This window comes from Nocardia sp. NPDC003963 (genome assembly GCF_053605105.1).
In genome coordinates, this window is the sequence record NZ_JBSGIP010000001.1 from 162205 (window position 1) to 176780 (window position 14576).

At 68.0% G+C, this 14576-nt stretch carries 15 protein-coding genes; 12 read left to right on the forward strand and 3 right to left on the reverse strand.

Annotated elements, in window-relative coordinates:
- Positions 1-209 precede the first annotated feature (209 nt).
- From ACWEWT_RS00745 to ACWEWT_RS00785, 9 genes are all read left to right on the forward strand, one after another.
- Positions 210-968: an ABC transporter ATP-binding protein gene (locus tag ACWEWT_RS00745; RefSeq protein ID WP_452554765.1), complete on the forward strand. Its 759-nt coding sequence runs from the start codon at positions 210-212 to the stop codon at positions 966-968.
- Entirely contained in the window at positions 965-1690 is a 726-nt protein-coding gene (locus ACWEWT_RS00750; RefSeq protein ID WP_452554766.1) for an ABC transporter ATP-binding protein, read from the forward strand. Before ACWEWT_RS00745 ends, ACWEWT_RS00750 begins: the two co-directional genes overlap by 4 nt.
- Positions 1687-2568: a branched-chain amino acid ABC transporter permease gene (locus ACWEWT_RS00755; protein ID WP_452554768.1), complete on the forward strand. Its 882-nt coding sequence runs from the start codon at positions 1687-1689 to the stop codon at positions 2566-2568. The genes ACWEWT_RS00750 and ACWEWT_RS00755 overlap by 4 nt, the downstream gene beginning before the upstream one ends.
- Entirely contained in the window at positions 2565-3632 is a 1068-nt protein-coding gene (locus tag ACWEWT_RS00760) for a branched-chain amino acid ABC transporter permease (protein WP_452554770.1), read from the forward strand. Before ACWEWT_RS00755 ends, ACWEWT_RS00760 begins: the two co-directional genes overlap by 4 nt.
- Entirely contained in the window at positions 3622-4875 is a 1254-nt protein-coding gene (locus tag ACWEWT_RS00765; RefSeq protein WP_452554771.1) for an ABC transporter substrate-binding protein, read from the forward strand. The genes ACWEWT_RS00760 and ACWEWT_RS00765 overlap by 11 nt, the downstream gene beginning before the upstream one ends.
- Before the next feature lie 74 nt (positions 4876-4949).
- The gene (locus ACWEWT_RS00770) at positions 4950-5684 is read left to right on the forward strand and encodes a hypothetical protein (protein ID WP_452554773.1); all 735 of its coding nucleotides are present in this window, start codon (positions 4950-4952) and stop codon (positions 5682-5684) included.
- Positions 5685-5880: 196 nt separating this feature from the next.
- Positions 5881-6600, forward strand: a complete 720-nt coding sequence (locus ACWEWT_RS00775) for an alpha/beta fold hydrolase (protein ID WP_452554775.1) — start codon at positions 5881-5883, stop codon at positions 6598-6600.
- A 109-nt stretch (positions 6601-6709) separates the two neighbouring features.
- A complete protein-coding gene (locus tag ACWEWT_RS00780) occupies positions 6710-7561 on the forward strand; it encodes a crotonase/enoyl-CoA hydratase family protein (protein ID WP_452554777.1) in 852 nt (283 codons plus the stop codon).
- A 126-nt stretch (positions 7562-7687) separates the two neighbouring features.
- The gene (locus tag ACWEWT_RS00785) at positions 7688-8740 is read left to right on the forward strand and encodes an AraC family ligand binding domain-containing protein (protein WP_452554779.1); all 1053 of its coding nucleotides are present in this window, start codon (positions 7688-7690) and stop codon (positions 8738-8740) included.
- A gap of 45 nt (positions 8741-8785) precedes the next feature.
- Here ACWEWT_RS00785 and ACWEWT_RS00790 read toward each other — a convergent pair whose 3' ends face one another.
- The 3 genes from ACWEWT_RS00790 to ACWEWT_RS00800 form a co-directional block, all read right to left on the reverse strand.
- A complete protein-coding gene (locus ACWEWT_RS00790) occupies positions 8786-9616 on the reverse strand; it encodes an alpha/beta hydrolase (RefSeq protein WP_452554781.1) in 831 nt (276 codons plus the stop codon).
- Positions 9617-9781: 165 nt separating this feature from the next.
- A complete protein-coding gene (locus ACWEWT_RS00795) occupies positions 9782-10477 on the reverse strand; it encodes an NAD(P)-dependent oxidoreductase (protein ID WP_452554783.1) in 696 nt (231 codons plus the stop codon).
- 44 nt (positions 10478-10521) lie between these two features.
- A complete protein-coding gene (locus tag ACWEWT_RS00800) occupies positions 10522-11040 on the reverse strand; it encodes an anthrone oxygenase family protein (RefSeq protein ID WP_452554785.1) in 519 nt (172 codons plus the stop codon).
- A gap of 127 nt (positions 11041-11167) precedes the next feature.
- Between ACWEWT_RS00800 and ACWEWT_RS00805 the strand changes: the two genes are divergently transcribed.
- The 3 genes from ACWEWT_RS00805 (at position 11168) to ACWEWT_RS00815 (ending at position 14573) form a co-directional block, all read left to right on the forward strand.
- The gene (locus ACWEWT_RS00805) at positions 11168-11650 is read left to right on the forward strand and encodes a MarR family transcriptional regulator (protein ID WP_452554787.1); all 483 of its coding nucleotides are present in this window, start codon (positions 11168-11170) and stop codon (positions 11648-11650) included.
- 103 nt (positions 11651-11753) lie between these two features.
- The gene (locus tag ACWEWT_RS00810; RefSeq protein WP_452554789.1) at positions 11754-12959 is read left to right on the forward strand and encodes an MFS transporter; all 1206 of its coding nucleotides are present in this window, start codon (positions 11754-11756) and stop codon (positions 12957-12959) included.
- Positions 12960-13133: 174 nt separating this feature from the next.
- Complete coding sequence (locus tag ACWEWT_RS00815; RefSeq protein ID WP_452554791.1) at positions 13134-14573, forward strand: basic amino acid/polyamine antiporter; 1440 nt, start codon at positions 13134-13136, stop codon at positions 14571-14573.
- The last annotated feature ends 3 nt before the right edge of the window (positions 14574-14576 follow it).

A 14576-nucleotide genomic window follows, 5' to 3' on the forward strand; every position in this document is an offset into this window, starting at 1 on the left:
CCCGTGAAAGTCAACACGCACGGCTATTTGTATCAAATTACCCGCTGCTCGCTTGTCCTTCGCGGACAGTTGCGTCCCCGATAATTGGGACGCAGAGGCTGATGTGTTTCATTCGGGTCACTCTTACGCTGGCCTGACCCATAGCCGGAGCAGCGGACTGTGCTCTGTCGCACAGGGATTCGCCGACGACCGACCCACCCGGAGGAACTGTGCTCGACATATCCGGTCTGACCATCCGATTCGGTGGCATCACCGCCCTCGACGATGTCGGATTCAGCGTGGACACCGGGGAGATGGTGGGGTTGATCGGCCCCAACGGGGCCGGCAAGACCACCCTCTTCAACTGCCTCACCAGACGATGCGTCCCGACCTCGGGGGCTCTGAACTATCTGGGGACCGATCTGCTGACCGTACGTCCCGATCTCATGGCCGGGCTCGGTATCGCCCGAACCTTCCAGAATCTCGGGCTCTTCACCCGTATGTCCGTGCGGGACAACGTACTCGTGGGGGCTCATCACCGGGCTCGTGCCGGATTCCTCGGCGCGGGCCTGTACCTGCCGTCCGTCCGATCCGAGGAGCGCAGGCTGCGGGACCGGGCCGACGATCTACTCGAACGCCTGGACTTGCGGGAGGTCGCCGGACACCCCGCGGCGGGTCTGCCCTTCGGCACGCTCAAACGGATAGAACTCGCCCGGGCGCTGGCCGCCGGACCGCGCCTGCTGCTGCTGGACGAACCGGTCAACGGGCTCAGCCACGGTGAAGTCGGGGAGTTCGCCGAGCTGCTCGCGAGTCTGCGCGCCGACTTCGACCTCACCGTGCTGGTGGTCGAACACCATATGGGTTTCGTGATGGGAATCTGTGACCGCGTCGTCTGCCTGGAATTCGGGCGGGTGATCGCCGACGCGGCCCCCGAGATCGTCCAGCGCGATCCCGTGGTGATCGAGGCATATCTGGGAGCCGCCGTATGAACCCCGGACCGCTTCTCACGATCACCGATCTCACCGCCGGGTACGGCGCTGCGCGGGTGCTGCACGGTATCGGCTTCTCGGTGGGCGAAGGAGAGGTATGCGCCGTCCTCGGCCCGAACGGCGCCGGTAAGACGACTCTGCTCCGGGCGCTGAGCGGGATGATCCCGGTCCGCGGGTCGGTGGTCTTCGCCGGCACCGAGGTGGCGGGCCGGGCGCCGGAGAAACTGGCCCGGATGGGGGTGGCGCACGTCCCCGAGGGACGCGGCACCTTCGCTCCGCTGACCGTCGAGGAGAACCTGCGCCTGGGCGGCTACTCCCGGCGCGGCGGCATCGAGGCCGATCTGCGCCGGGTCTTCGACTACTTCCCGATCCTGCGCGAGAAACTGCGCGAGCCGGCGGGCCGGCTGTCCGGTGGACAGCAGCAGATGCTCGCGATCGGCCGCGCCCTCATGTCCCGGCCGCGCCTGCTGCTACTCGACGAACCGTCGCTGGGACTCGCGCCACTGGTGACCCGGGAGCTCTTCCGCATCGTCGAGTCCGTCAATACAGCGGAACGTACCACCGTGATCGTCGTCGAACAGAATGCTCAGCTGGCGCTGCGCGCCGCGCAGCGCGCCTGCGTACTGGAAAGCGGCCGTATCGTCCTGTCCGGCAACGCCGCCGAGATCGCGGCCAACGACGAGGTCGCCCGGTCCTACCTCGGATACCGGGTGCGACCGTGACCGGATTCGCGCAGCAGATCATCGAGGGCCTCAGTGCCGGCGCCCTCTACGCGGGAATGGCGATGGCCCTCGTTCTCATCTACCGGTTCACCGGAATCGTGAACTTCGCACAGGGAGAACTGGCCATGTTCTCGGCGTTCCTGGCCTGGCAGCTGATGGCCGGCGGTATGCCGTTCTGGGCGGCGCTACCGGTCACCGTGGCAATATCCTTCGCGGGCGGGATGCTCATCGAACGGATCGTCGTCCGGCCGGTCGAGGGAGCCCCGGAACTCACCCTCGTGATCGTCACCGTCGGCCTCTTCTTCTTCGTGAACGCCGCCGCGGGTTGGATCTGGTCGTATCAACTGAAGTCGTTTCCCGATCCCTTCCCGGACGGTTCGCTGCGCATGGGCGGTGTGACCGCCGGATTCGGCAGCCTCGGGATCCTCGGCGTCGTCGCGGTCGTGATGGCCCTGCTGTACCTGCTGTTCCGCTACACCCGGATCGGCCTGGCCATGCGGGCGGTCGCCGCGAATCCGCAATCGGCGCGGCTGGTGGGGATCGGCGTGGGCACGATTCTGGCCCTCGGCTGGGGGCTGGCCGCCGCGGTCGGCGCGGTATCGGGCGTCCTGTCGGCGCCGCTGCTGTTCCTGGAACCCAACATGATGGGCGGGGTTCTCATCTATGCCTTCGCGGCGGCCACGCTCGGCGGGTTCGACAGCCCCGGTGGCGCCGTGGCCGGGGGATTGATCGTCGGCGTCGCGGAAACGCTGGCCGGCGCCTACCTCGACGTGGTCGGTACCGAACTGAAGATCGGCGTACCGCTGGTGATCATCCTCGGCGTACTGCTGCTGCGACCCCAGGGCCTGTTCGGCACCGCGGCGGTGGAAAGGGTATGAGCGATATGCGAATCCGGAACTCGACCGTGGCCCCGGACCACACACTCCCACCACCGGACGGGGCCGCCGCGCGCGCCCGCCGGATCCGGCCGCGGCGGATCGGGGCATCATGGATCGCCGCGGCGGTTCTGCTGGTCCTCGCGTGCTGGGCCCCCTTCGAACTGGCCCCCTTCCATACTTTCCAGCTGTCGCTCGCCATGGTCTACGCGGTCGCGTTGCTCGGCCTGAACCTGCTGGTGGGGCATACCGGCCAGATATCGCTGGGGCACGGCGCGTTCTTCGCGGTCGGTGCCTACACCGCGGCGATCATGATGGATCGCTGGGATCTGCCCTACCCGCTGACCCTTCCGGTCGCGGCGGCGGTGTCCTTCGTGCTCGGTATCTTGCTCGGGATCCCGGCGCTGCGGTTGCGGGGCCTGTATCTGGCCCTGGTCACGCTGGCGATCGCCATCTTCCTGGTACCCCTGCTCAAACGATTCGAATCGGTGACCGGGGGGTCCATGGGCCTGACCCTGGACAAACCGCGGCCGCCGGCCTGGACCGGCCTGGCCGAGGACCAATGGCTGTACTTCCTGGCGCTGGCCGTCGCCGCGGTGAGCTTCCTGCTGGTCGCGGGTCTGCTCCGGTCCCGGGTCGGCCGGGCATTGCACGCGGTGCGGGACAACGAGATCGCGGCCGAGGTGACCGGCGTACGGCCCGCGTTCTACAAAACCCTGGCCTTCGCCTGGGGCGCCATGTTCGCCGGGGCCGCGGGCTGCGTCCACATCTGGGTGATCGGGTACGTCTCACCGGATTCGTTCACCCTCACCCTGTCCATCACGCTGCTCGCGGGCCTGGTCGTCGGCGGTCTCGGTGGGCAGTGGGGGCCGCTGCTGGGGGGTCTGTTCGTCATGTACGTCCCGAGTTTCGCCCAGGACGTCAACCAGGCCGCGCCCGGAGTGATCTTCGGACTACTGATCATCGCGGTCATGTACCTCGCGCCGAATGGAGCGGCCGGACTCGTCGGCCGGGCGGCGCACTGGCTCGGATACCGAGTGAGGAAAGGAAGAACCCATGCGCACTAGAGCGATACGGGCGGTGGCCGCCGCGGCCGCGGTACTGTTCGCGGTCGTCGGCTGCGGGAACCGCACGGAGCACGGCGCTGCCGTCGCCTCCGGCGATTGCCAGGGGCAGCAGACCACGGGGCTCACCGATACGGGTATGAGACTCGGCGGAGTGTTCCCGCTGTCCGGGCCGGCGTCGGCCTACGCCGAGCTCCCGAAGGGGATGCGGGCGTACTTCGATTACGTCAACGCCGAACAGGGCGGGATCGACGGGCGCGAGGTCGAGTACCTGCTGCGCGACGACGGTTACCAACCACCGAAGACAGTGGAGGAGACCCGGCGCCTGGTGGAACAGGACCAGGTCTTCGCGGTGCTGTCGACGCTCGGGACCCCGACCTCGGCCGCCGTCTGGGATTACCTGAACCAGCGCGAGGTCCCGCAGATCTTCGTCGCCGGTGGTGCCACGCAATGGGGTGTGGGTGACGCGCATCCGTGGACCATCGGATGGCAGCCCAGCTACCGGGCCGAGGGCCGGGTCTTCGCCCGGTATGTGCAGGAGCAGGAGCCGGACGCGACCGTCGCCGTGCTCTACCAGAACGACGATTTCGGCAAGGATCTGCTCGCCAGTTTCGTCGAGGCAACAGCCGGCAGTGGCGTACGGGTGGTCGCCGAACAGAGCTACGAGGTCACCGATCCCACCGTGGAACCGCAGCTGCGCAACCTGGCCGGTTCGAAAGCCGATGTGCTGCTGAACTTCGCCACGCCGAAGTTCGCCGCGCAGACCCTCGCGGCCGACGCGCGCAACCCCGAATGGAATCCGCTGCACATCCTCACCCAGGTCTCCAGCACCATGAGCGTGCTCACCCCGGTCGGCCTGCCCAATGTCCAGAACGTCGTCAGCTCGGTGTTCGTGAAGGATCCGGCCGATCCGCAGTGGGCCGCGGATTCCGGAATGAAGCTGTACCGGGACAAAGTGGCCCGGTACGCGCCCGGTGCCGACCCTACCGACGGATACACGCTGGTGGGCTGGGCGATGGCGCAGAGTTTCCACAAGACGTTCGACGCCGCGTCCTGTAAGACCCGCGAGGGACTGCGCGACGCCATGCGTTCGCTCGACGATATCGCGATCGATCTGCTGCTGCCCGGTATCACCCTGAGCACCGGGCCCGGTGACGGATTCCCCGTGGAGGCCATGCGGATCCAGCGGTTCGAAGGGGACCGCTGGGTGCTCGCCGGTGATCTCGTCGACACCGCCGGCCGGTGAACGACACCTCCCAGATGTCCGCCGCGCGATCCGGCGTCGGCGGCCCACCTCGAATCGAGTGATGAGGACACATCATGAAAATCCGAATCAGCGTAGCGACGGCCGCGATAGCGGTGGCGTCCCTCGGCGCGGCGGCCGGCCCGGCCGATGCGCAACCCGCGCCCGCACCCCGGGAACTCACCTACGAGATCACCCGGGAAGGTGATACCGCGGTGGTCGAGACGAACGGCAGCTGGCAGGTGGCGGGTGACCAGCTCATCCTGAAAGCCGTCGACGACACCCCGCTGACCACGGTGCCGCTGACCTATCGCACGGACGATCTCGCGTTCCCCATTGCGGCGCGTATCGAGGGCGGTACCGCGGTGCTGACCCCGCAGCGGTCCGGTGGGGTGCCGGTGGCGCCGGTGCACGCGCCGGTCGTCACCCCGGAACAGGCGGGGAAGGAGATCGCCGAACAGTTCACGCCGCGGGATATGCAGGCACTGGGCGTGTTCACCCAGCGCGCGACCATGAGCGCTGCCATCGCGGGCGCGATCGGCGCCGTACTCGGTGGCAGTATCGGCTGTGTGCTGGGCGCCGCGACCGGTGCGCTGGTATCCAGCCCGATCGCGTTGCTGCTGGTGCCGTTCGTCGGCGCGACGATCGGCGGTTGTGTGGCGGGCGCCGCGACGCTGGGTGCCGCGGGTGGCATCATCGGCGCCTTCCTGATCGGTGGCCCGGTCGCCGTCTTCGCCGCCTTCCAGTACTTCTCGACCATTCTGTCGCCGTGCCCGCCGGAGCACCCGGCCTGCAGACCGACCACGCCGTAGGTCCGCTGCCGCATTTCCCGGCCCGTTCCGGAATCCGGAACGGGCCGGTCGCTGTCCCGGAATGCTCCGGCACTCGGGTCCGGACGGCGGACCGGCCCGCCCGTCCGGGGAGCGCGCCGGTTCGTGCGGTTCCGTCCCGGCCGACCTGATGGAATTGATATTCTCCGAATTCGAAAATGATGTTTTGGAGCGTGATATGGCGACATATGTGCTGGTACACGGTGGCGGGCACGGTGGTTGGTGCTATCAGCGGGTCGCGCGGTTGCTGCGATCCGCCGGGCACGAGGTGTACGCGCCGACGCTGTCGGGCCTGGCCGATCGCGCGCATCTGGTCGGTCCCGGTATCGGGCTCGATACCCATATCGAGGATATCGCCGCGCTCCTGCACCACGAGGATCTGACCGAAGTGATCCTGGTCGGGCACAGTTACGGCGGGATGGTCGTGACCGGTGCCGCCGACCGTGCGCACGGCCGGGTGGGCAAACTCGTCTATCTGGATGCCGCGACCCCGGCCAACGGGCAGTCGCTGCGCGATGTGGCCGGTCCGATCATCGAGGCGGTCCGGCCGCTGGGCCGGGTCGTCGACGGTGTGGAACTCGTCCTGGCGCCCGACGAGAATTCCGGGATGCTCTACGGCATCACCGACCCGGCCGATATCGCCTGGATGGCCTCGCGGTTGAGCGAACATCCGTGGCGGTGCTTCGAGGATGCCCTCGACCTGCGTGACGAGGAAAAGCTCTGGGCCATAACGCAATTCCACATCGTCTGTACCGCAACGCTGGCGACCCGCGACCCGGACCTGATCGCCCGGGCCCGCGCGCAGGGCCGACTGTGGGATATCGACACCGGCCACGATCTCATGATCACCGAACCGGAGGCGACGGCCGCCGCGCTCGCCCGGGTAGCGGCCGCCTGAAGCCCGGGGTGTGCCGCACCGCCCGGTGCTCGACCGGGCGGATCGAGCGTCCGGAGGGCGTACCCACGAGTTCGTCCGTATCCGGGACACGGATGGCATGCTGTCCCGTATGGCCGATATTCGTCTCGACGTCTCCGACTCCGTCGCCACCATCACGCTGGACCGCCCGGACAAGCTCAACGCCTTCACCACCGCGATGGGTTACGAGCTGATCGAGGCGTTCGATATCTGCGACCGTGACGACGCGGTCCGTGCCGTGGTGATCACCGGTGCCGGTCGCGCCTTCTGCGCCGGTGCGGATCTGTCCGCCGGTGCGGATACTTTCGTCGCTCCCGAGGAGGCGGCGAGCGAGGAGTTCCGGGACGGCGGTGGGGAAGTCGTGCTGCGGATGTTCGAATCCCGCAAACCCGTTATCGCCGCGATCAACGGGCCCGCGGTCGGCGTGGGTATCACCATGACACTGGCCGCCGATTTCCGGCTGGCGGTCGAGGACGCGCGGATCGGCTTCGTCTTCAACCGCCGCGGTATCGTCCCGGAATCCTGCTCGAGCTGGTTCCTGCCGCGACTGGTCTCGATGCAGAAGGCGCTGGACTGGGTGTATTCGGGACGGCTCGTCGACGCGGCCGAAGCGTACGCGGCCGGACTGTTCTACGGGCTGCACCCGGCCGTGACCCTGCTGGACGAAACGTACGCGCTGGCGCGCCGGATCACCGAGCATTCCGCGCCGGTCTCGGTGGCGTTGTCGCGGCAGATGCTGTGGCGCGGACTGGGTGCCGATCATCCGATGGTCGCGCACCGGGTGGAATCGCGCGGTATCCACAGCCGGGGTGCCAGTGCCGATGCCAGGGAAGGTGTGTCGTCGTTTCTGGAGAAGCGACCCGCCCGCTACCCCGACAGTGTGGCGCGCGATCTGCCGGAGATCTTCGGCGCGGATCTGCCGGTGCCGCCGTTCCGCGGGTGATCCGGAATCCCTGCTGGGAGTGTACTTTCGGTGACAGATAACTGGGCAAAGGTGAGTTCGCAAAAGTGCGCGCGCGTCTCGGCGCGGGTCTAGGATCTGTGGCACAACGAGTTTCGGAGGTGCTGCATGCCAGACGAAGTCCTGGCGCCCAATATCGAGCTTTTCTCCCGCAACGGTTTCGCCGGCCCCAACACGACGATCGTGCGCGCCCAGTACCGGCCCCGTTTCCTGCGCGCCCGTGGCGAATACCTGCCGCGTCGCTTCCACACCTGGGACCTACCCGCGGGGGTGTTCGCCGAACCGAAAGCGCTACCCGTCCCGATCCTCGAGGGCGACGGCATCAGTTTCGAACTGAGCCGTCGTTCGGCTGCCATGTCCTTCGGCTACGTCAACGTCTGGGCCGACGAACTGCACTACATCGTCTCCGGCCGCGGTGAACTCGATACCGAGGTGGGCACCCTCGAGGTGCGCGCCGGGGATATCGTGCTGATCCCGCGGGCGGTCACCTATCGGTGGGGGGAGATCACCGAGGAGATCAACGAATTCATCGTGGTCACCGCCAGTGAACTCCACCTCGATCCCGAGGGTGCGCCCGGAACCTTCAATCCCGACCTGCATCTGGACCGTCCCGTACCGCACGGTCGCCCCGGACTGCCGGTGGAGGACGAATACGAGGTGGTCGTCCGGACCGGCGATACCTTCACCTCGTACTTCTACGATATCGATCCGATCCCCTGCCTGGATGTACTCGGCGCCCCGCTCGTACTCCGTTTCAATCTCGAACATGTGCAGGGTCTCGGCGTGGCCGAGGGCGGACTCGCGCCGGCCCGGCTGATGAGCAGTACCTCGGGCCACGATTTCGTCTTCGGCACCGGCAGTCGACAGAGCACCCGCCCGCCGGTACACCACAATGCCGATTTCGACGAGGTCATCTGCTACGCCATGGGTCCGTCGCCGTGGGGGTCGGTCGATACTCCCGGCACCGTCACCTGGACGCCCAAGGGTCTGCTGCATCAGGGGCCGGAGGAGGATGTGCAGCCCGGATACCGGGCTTTCCTGGTGGAGACCAGGTCGACGCTCGTCATGACCCCGGCCGGTCGCGATATCGCGCATCTGATGGAAACCGATCAGTACGGTGTCCATCCGGCCGAGGGCCAGACGGCGGCCGCCGCTCGCTGAGCACTCCGTGTTCCGGCCGGTCCGATGAAGGGGCCGGCCGGAACGCTAGGTGAGCTGGTCGAGCCAGCGCAGCAGAGCGGCGGTGCCGTCCCGGAACCCGGCCGACCGGGGCCGGTTGAGGAACCCGTGCCGGGTGCCGGGGACGATCAGATGTTCGGTCTCGATCCCGGCGTCCGCGAGTTCCCCGGCGAAAGCGGTGCTCGACGCGCTCAACGAGTCGTATGCGGCATCGAGCAGTAGTACCGGTGGTATACCGGTCAGCTTGCCGCCACCGGGGAAGACGTCCGGGTCGCGCAGCAGTTCCGCCGAACCCACATAGTTGAGATTCATCCGGCGGATGACCTGCGGGGTGAAGGTGGCGAGTCGGCGCGGCCCCCGCAGCCGGTCGCGCACCGGCTGTGGCAGCCGGGGGAGTTCGGCGTGGAGAGTGGCATAGGCGAGCACCAGCCCGGCCGGTCCCGGACCGCTCGAATCGCGCAGCCGCAGGGCCGCCGAGGCGGCGAGGCAGGCGCCCGCGCTGGCGCCTCCGAGCACGATGCGCGGTTCTTCGGCCAGCAGATCGGATATCGCGGTGAGGACATCGTCCAGCGGCGCCGGATAGCGGTTGTCCGACGGCCGGTATTTCGGTGGCCCCCAGGCCCGGAACCGGGGGATCAGCGCATAGTCGACAGTGCGGACCCGGCGCCCGGTCGCGGCGACCCGCAGTGCCACCGCGTGCGATTCGAGTTGATCGAGCCCACCCGAGACGAATGCGCCACCGTGCAGCCACAGCAGCGGCGGGGCCGCCGGATCCGGTGTGCCGGGCAGATATTCGCGGATCGGTACCCGGCCCCGGACGCCGGAAAGGTACCTGTCACGGATCTGCGGGTCGCCCATCCACCGTCCTCGATCGGGTTCGTGCCCCATCGGACGGGTCCGTACCGGGGCCTGCGTACTGCGCTCGGCCGTCCCGCACCGCGCGCCGGCCGGCTCCGGCGATGGTAACGCCGGACCTGCCGGGCGTCGCGTCGGCCCGGACTTCGCCGACCGTGCCGGTTGCGATCAATTCTTCCCGAATGCCTCGGCCCGGATCAGCTCGAGCATGCCGGGGTTGTCGGTGGTGGTGACGACGCCGATCACGGTCCGGAGGTACTGGTCGCCCTCGGCGAGCCGTAACAAGCAGGCGGCGAGGTCCGCGCGGGAGGTGAACCGGCCCGCGGCCCGTTGTTCGGTGACCGTGTACTCGGTGATGTACGGCAGATCGAACAGGCCGCTGGGCCGCACGATCGTCCAGTCGAGGTCGGAGGCGGTGAGCAGGGCTTCCATCGCACGCATATCGTCGTAGAGGGTTTTGCCCAGGATGCCGGTGATGAACGGTTGCAGCACGCGGTCGAACACGAATCCGGCGTCCGCGTACCGATGGGGTTCGACGGCGCTGGAGGAGACCACCGCGATCCGGCGTACCTCGTGCCGGCGCATCGCGGTGAGGATATTGCCGACCCCGGCCGAGTAGGTGGTGATCGGTTTCCGGCCGAACGGGACGCCCAGCGCCGAGAGGACTGTATCGGCCCCGGCGACCGCTCGCGCCACGGCTGCCGGGTCGTATACGTCGCCGCCCACTGTGGTGAGGCGATCGTGTTCGATGGGGAATTCGCCGGGGCGGCGGGTGAAGGCGACGATATCGTGCCCCGCGTCCAGGCCCTGTGCGGTGAGCAGCCGTCCGGTGGGTCCGTTGGCGCCGAAGATGACGATTCGCATATTTCTTCCTTCCGGGGTGCGACCGGCGTGACCGGCCGGCTGGTTCAGTGGGAGCGGGTGTGCGGGCGCGGGGTGCGCAGCAGAACGCCGAACGCGATCACCGCGGCTACGGTGCGGACCGTGTGGGCGGCCTGCCAGCGGTCGCGGACAGCGGACCAGTCGGCCGGTATCCCGTGGCCGGCCCACTCCGTCTGCTGGGCGTTGATGGGCAGGTTGACCGTGATGCTGATCAACGCGACCACCGCCAGCAGCGCCACGGCGAACGAGGTCGGTACCCAGGCCCGGCCGGAGCGGTATGCCGATACGGCGAGGGCGGCACCGAGGCACAGTGCCGGGATGAGGGTGAGGGTCGCGAGGAGGTCCAAACGATCGAGCTCCACCGATCTGACCTGGAGGTAGGTGGCGGCATCGGCCGAGCGGAGCGAGGACTCCAGTATCAGCACCCCGAGTAGGAAACCGGCGAACAAGCCGGCGAACAGGCGAGTGGCGAATCGCAGGGCATTCGTGCGTCCGGTGTCGGCTGGGGTGGTCGAGTCCGGTGGTGCTTCCAGGTGCGGGGTCATCGGTTCTCCTGAATTCATATAATATGAGTTCCATATAATCTGAAAAGAATGATAAACGCAAGAGGTTCCGGGGCTCCGCTGTGTACGGGACCCGTACCATCGGAGTTCCAGATCATGTGAGGGGTATATGACCGAGGCGGATCCGGGAGTCACCCGGCAGCGCAGACAACTGATCGCCGGCGTGAAGGGTTCGCTGCGCGAGGTGCGTGTGGCGCTCGCCCTGCTGAACCACCGGGTGGGGACGCGGGTGGAACTCAAGGACGTCGACCTCGACTGCCTGGATATCCTCGGCAGGCAGGGGCCGCTCAGCCCCAGTGGGCTGGCCCGCCTGGCCGGCCTGCACCCCGCGACCATCACCGGAATACTCGATCGGCTGGAACGTGGCGGCTGGGTCGTCCGGGAACGTGCCCCGGGCGACCGGCGTGCGGTGAACGTCCGGATCGTTCCCGGTCGCAATGCCGAGATCTTCCGGCAGTACGCCGGGATGAACGCGCTCATGGACGAGCTCTGCGGCCGCTACACCGACGCCGAACTCGGCGTGATCGCCGATTTCCTCCGCCGCACCGGTACGGCCGGGCAAGCGGCCACCGAGCGCCTCACCTCGGAATAGGCGGCTACCACCGGACATACCGGTCACCGCCGCGCCGCCGCGGGTGCCTCAACTCACAGCTGTGTGTGGAAACCTCCCCGGCGGCCGCCTGTTACACCAGAGCGTGACTTCTACCGCTACCACGGCGAGTCCGGCTGCCGTCGCCCCGGCCCGCACCGGCTGGCATGTGCCGGCGATGCTGGCCCTCGCGCTCGGCGGTTTCGGAATCGGCACCACCGAATTCGTCACCATGGGGCTGCTGCCCGATATCGCGCGCGCCTTCTCGGTGAGCGAACCGTCCGCCGGGCACGCGGTATCCGCGTACGCGCTCGGGGTGGTGGTGGGCGCGCCGGTGATCGCCGCCGCCTGCGCCAAGGTCGATCGGAAGCGGCTGCTGGTTTTCCTGATGGTGGCGTTCGCGATCGGCAATCTCGCGTCCGCGTTCGCGCCGAACTTCGCGACGATGATCGCGGCGCGTTTCGTCTCCGGGCTCCCGCACGGCGCGTATTTCGGTGTCGCCTCGCTGGCGGCGGCCTCCCTGGCCCCGGCCGGGCAACGTGCCAAGGCCGTCGCCGCGGTGATGCTGGGATTGAGTACCGCCAATGTCGTCGGGGTGCCCGCCGCGACCTGGCTGGGCCAGCACCTCGGCTGGCGCAGCGCCTTCGTGGTGGTCGCCGTCATCGGTGCGGTCACGGTTGTCGCGCTGCTGCGGTTCGTCCCGGCACTCGCCGCGATCGTGACCACCGATCCGCTCACCGAACTCGGTGCGCTGCGCCGGCCCCAGGTGCTGCTCACCCTGGCGGTGGGCGCCGTCGGCTTCGGTGGCATGTTCGCCGTCTACACCTATGTGAGCACCACACTCACCGATGTCGCCGGAATGGGTGCCGGCCTGGTCCCGCTGGTACTCATGCTCTTCGGTGTCGGCATGGTCCTGGGCAATATAGGGGGCGGGATACTCGCCGACCGCGGTGTGGACCGGTCGATCTTCGTGGCCATGGGCGCGATGACGGTCGTACTGCTCGGCTTCGTGGCCGCGGCCCACAACCCGATCACGGCGGGTATCGGCGCGTTGCTGGTCGGTGCCACCGGTGCCGCGCTGGCCCCCGGTCTGCAGACCCGGCTCATGGATGTGGCGGCCGATGCCCAGACTCTGGCCGCCGCGCTCAATCACGCCGCCCTGAACATCGCCAATGCGGCGGGGGCGTGGCTGGGCGGTCTGGTCATCGCGGCCGGCTACGGCTATACGGCGCCGGCGCTGGTCGGTGCCGGGCTGGCGGCCGTCGGTGTGCTGCTGTTCACTGTGACCGTGTGGGTCGCCCGCCGCGCCTGATCCGGGTCCGCGAGCCCTCGGCCCCGCCGGGACCGAGGGCTCGCGCCGTTCCGACACCGCTTGCTGAACACTCCGGTTGAGCCGGTGGCCGGTCGCGATGAGGCATCATCGGGTGAGCGTCGACGAATGATCTGCGGTGGTACTCGGTAGCGGGCGAGCAGAGAGGTCGTGGTGATGACCCAGCAGCAGGTGCCGGAGCGCACGGCGAAGGTCACGGTACTCACGCTCACCGCCATGGTTGTGGGGTCGATGGTCGGCGCGGGGGTTTTCTCGCTGCCGCGGCGGTTCGCCCAGGAGACCGGTGTCGGCGGCGCGCTGATCGCCTGGGGGATCGCCGGTACGGGAATGCTGATGCTCGCGCTGGTCTTCCAGCGGCTGGCGGTGCGCAAACCCGATCTGGACGCCGGTGTCTACGCCTACGCCAAAGCCGGATTCGGCGAATTCGTCGGTTTCTTCGCCGCGGCCGGCTACTGGGCCAGCGCCTGCGTCGGGAACGTGACCTACTGGGTGCTCATCATGTCCACGCTCGGTCAGTGGATTCCCGCGCTCGGCTCCGGGGACACTCTGGTCGCGGTCGTGTTGTCGTCGGTGGGTCTGTGGTCGTTCTTCCTGCTGATCCGCCGGGGAACCGAGGAGGCCGCGGCGATCAACCGAATCGTCACCGTGGCGAAATTGGTGCCCATCATCGTTTTCGTACTGCTGGCCGTATTCCTGCTGGATCCGGGGACTTTCGCGGACAACTTCCGCGGCGCCGACTACACGGGTTCACTGTTCGACCAGGTCAGCGATACGATGCTGGTCACCGTATTCGTGTTTCTCGGTGTCGAGGGCGCGAGTGTGTACTCCCGCCACGCCCGGCGGCGGGAGGACGTCGGCCGGGCGACGCTTCTCGGTTTCCTCAGCGTGCTGGCCATTTTCGCTTCGGTGACGGTGGTGTCCTACGGCATCATGCCGATGACCGAGATCGCCCAGTTGCGGCAGCCGTCGATGGCCGGAGTGCTGGAGGTGGCCGTCGGGCCCTGGGGCGCGAAGTTCGTCAGCGCCGGGCTGATCATCTCGGTGCTGGGTGCGTATCTGGCCTGGGCGCTCATGGCCGCCGAGGTTCTCTTCGTCGCGGCGAAGGATGCCGATATGCCCCGCTTCCTGGCTCGCTCCACCGTCCGTGATGTACCCGTCAACGCGCTGCTGCTCAGCACCGCACTCTCCCAGACCGTCCTGGTGATCACCATGTTCTCCGAGGACGCCTTCGATTTCGCCCTCGATCTCACCGCCTCGCTGACTCTCATCCCGTTCCTGCTCGCCGCCGGGTACGCGCTGAAGCTCTGCCTCACCCGCGAAACGTATACCGATGAATCGGCGGTCACCCGGCGCGGCGATCTGGCCGTCGCCGTTCTTGCCACGCTCTATACCGCGTTCCTGCTCTACGCCGCGGGGCCGCGGTTCCTACTGGTATCCCTCATCTTCTACGCGCCGGTGACCTTCCTGTTCGTCCGTGCGCGCCGGGACCAGGGCCGCCGGGTCTTCACACCCGCCGAAGCAACGCTGTTCGTGCTGGTCGCGCTCGGCGGGGTGTTCGGGGTCGTCGCGCTGGCCGCGGGATGGATCAGTCTGTGACCG